The 2,505-nt window shown below is 49.1% G+C and carries 1 protein-coding gene and 2 pseudogenes; 2 read left to right on the top strand and 1 reads right to left on the bottom strand.

From position 1 onward, the window contains the following. A pseudogene (locus ABYW01_RS19180) lies at positions 1-253 on the top strand (integrase core domain-containing protein); the annotation flags it as partial. 30 nt (positions 254-283) lie between these two features. Here the strand turns inward: ABYW01_RS19180 and ABYW01_RS19175 are convergent. Next, positions 284-2,035 (bottom strand): SulP family inorganic anion transporter, encoded by a 1,752-nt coding sequence (locus tag ABYW01_RS19175; protein ID WP_372835930.1) that lies wholly within the window; start codon positions 2,033-2,035, stop codon positions 284-286. 179 nt (positions 2,036-2,214) lie between these two features. Between ABYW01_RS19175 and ABYW01_RS19170 the strand changes: the two are divergent. Then, a pseudogene (locus tag ABYW01_RS19170) lies at positions 2,215-2,505 on the top strand (ADP-ribose diphosphatase); the annotation flags it as partial.

Genomic DNA, 2,505 nt, shown 5'->3' with positions numbered 1-2,505 from the left:
TTCAATTTGGTACACCTACCCGCAACTCCTGCGTTGAAGGATTTAACCGTACATACCGTGATGAGATCCTCAATATGTATATGTTCTGAATACTGAATGAAGTCTGAAAACTGACGAGAAATTGAATACCAGAATATAACGAAGAACGGCCACGTAACTCATTGGGCGCCCTACTCCATGGGAATGTTTGGCCAAGCACTCATTGCCAGAAAACTCTAATTATGAATGTAGCTACTTAAGAGGCTTTACATAATTAGGGGATATTTACACCGTGGCATATTGTTTATTTCGCGTTGTGGTGAGTAAGACCGTTAGATAAATTTTCTTCATATGAAAGCATGCGCATTGCCTCGTCGGTCGTGAAAAACACCTGTCCCTCTCCCAGATGATCAACAAAGGTGGTATTCAGCAGTTGATCCATGACCGGTCCTTTGACTTCCGCCAGATGCAACGTAATCCCTTCATCCCTTAGCTTGAGTACCAGGTTTTCGAGAGTTTCCAGTGCACTGGCGTCTATAAAGTTGACCGCGTTGCAAATCAATACGATGTGCCGCAGATTAGAATGCCCGGCACACTGCTTAAGAATGTACTCTTCTACATAGCGGGTGTTGGCAAAGTAAAGGCTTTCGTCAATACGCAGGGCCAGAGTGTTGTTATAGGTTGTTACGTCGTGACGCTCAATGTTGCGGAAATGCTCGCTATTCCCTACACGCCCGACGACGGCGATATGTGGCTGGCTGGAGCGGTAGAGTAGCAGCGCGATAGAGATGCCGATCCCGCAGAGAATGCCCAGCTCTACGCCCAAAATGATCACCAACACAAAGGTTGCAAGTAACGTAAGTGCATCCGCTTTGTTAAATTTCCAGCATTGCCGGAAGGACGAGAAGTCGATCAGCGGTATGACCGCCATAACAATCACTGCACCCAGCGTAGCTTTCGGCAGATAATAGAAAAGCGGTGTCAGAAACAGCAGGCTCAGCAATACCAGGAATGCGGATATCATTGATGCAACGGTGGTTTGCGCACCCGCACTGTGGTTCACCATTGAGCGGCCAAAGCCCCCTGCAACCGGGTAAGTGCCGGACATGGCTGAACCCAGATTCGCGATCCCCAGCGCAATGAGTTCTTTGCTGGGATCTATGCGTTCGCGACGTTTACTGGCCAGCACAGTACCCACTGAGACACTTTCTAAGAAACCGATCAACGCAATCAACAGTGCAGGCATAAACAGCTCCTGCCAAAGTGCCAGATCCAGTTTTATCGTAAACAGTTCAGGCAACCCTGTTGGAATCATACCCACCGTGGTAACGCCGTGGGTGATACCCAAATCACCGCTCCAAACAAGGAGACTGCCGACCAGCACCGCAAACATAGGGCCTGCTTTACAGACCGGTTGTGCGATCCATGTGGGGACTCGCATAGCCTCAAGCCCGCAGCACAGTTTGCTTTTGGTGAACCACAGGACAAATACAGAGATCAGACCAATGAGCAATGTGGCAGGGTTAATGGCCGTCAGATGATCAAACAGATAACCAAAGGATTCCCAGACCGGTGCGCTGCGGGGGATATCTAAGCCACTAAAGTTTTTTATCTGACTGATGGCAATCAGTAAAGCCGCGGCGCTGGTAAAGCCGGAAATCACCGAATGGCTCATGTAATTAACAATCGAGCCTAGATTGAGCGCGCGCAGGATGAGCAGAATTACACCGACCAGCAGTGACAGATTTACGGCAGCGTTGATATAGGCATCCGTACCTTGTTCGGCAAACTGACCAATCGTTGACCCTACCATCAGTGAAGCGATGGCGACGGGGCCGACTGCGAGCGAGCGACTGCTGCCAAGCAGGGCATAAAGCATCAACGGAAGAATGCTTGCGTAGAGGCCGTATTGAGGTGGTAGCCCTGCCAGAAACGCATACGCCATTCCTTGAGGTACCAGCATAATGGCGACAATGATCCCAGCCATCAGGTCGCTGATAAAGATGCTGCGTTGGTAGTTTTGCAGCCAGTGGGCAATTGGAAATATGTCGACCATCGGTCGCATCCGGCAGGGCCTCTGCGTATTGAAAGTGGTTAATTGAAATATATGATAATTAATTATATGCCTATATTTAATGATTATAATCAAACTGAAGTCGGACATACTACAACTGTTATATTTTCTACGTGTATCAGTAAGTTGCAGTGCCAATTTGTGGAAGTGGATGGTGCCAGATGTTTGATCGTTCTGATGTAAAAGTGCATAAGAAAGAGTGTGTCTATGATGGTTTCTTCAAAATGGAGAAGCTTGTTGTGAGCCACGCACGATTTGCGGGTGGTACAGTTCAAGTCACGCGAGAGCTGTTTCAGCGCGATGATGCGGTCTGTGTGCTGCTATATGACGCGCCAAGAGACACCGTGGTTTTGGTCGAGCAATTTCGGATCGGTGCGTTGGAGCATCCACGCAGCCCCTGGTTGCTCGAGTTGGTGGCCGGCATCGTAGAACACGGCGAATCCGCGGAAGAC

It is taken from the genome of Pontibacterium sp. (assembly GCF_041587635.1).
Classification (GTDB): Bacteria; Pseudomonadota; Gammaproteobacteria; order Pseudomonadales; family Balneatricaceae; genus Pontibacterium.
Note: the sequence above shows the minus strand (reverse complement) of the source record. Positions and strands in the feature narration are given on the sequence as shown.

Bases quoted from the DNA above. Each gene is read 5' to 3' on its own strand.
- ABYW01_RS19175 (WP_372835930.1), bottom strand. From the start codon at position 2,035: ATGGTCGACATATTTCCAATTGCCCACTGGCTGCAAAACTACCAACGC.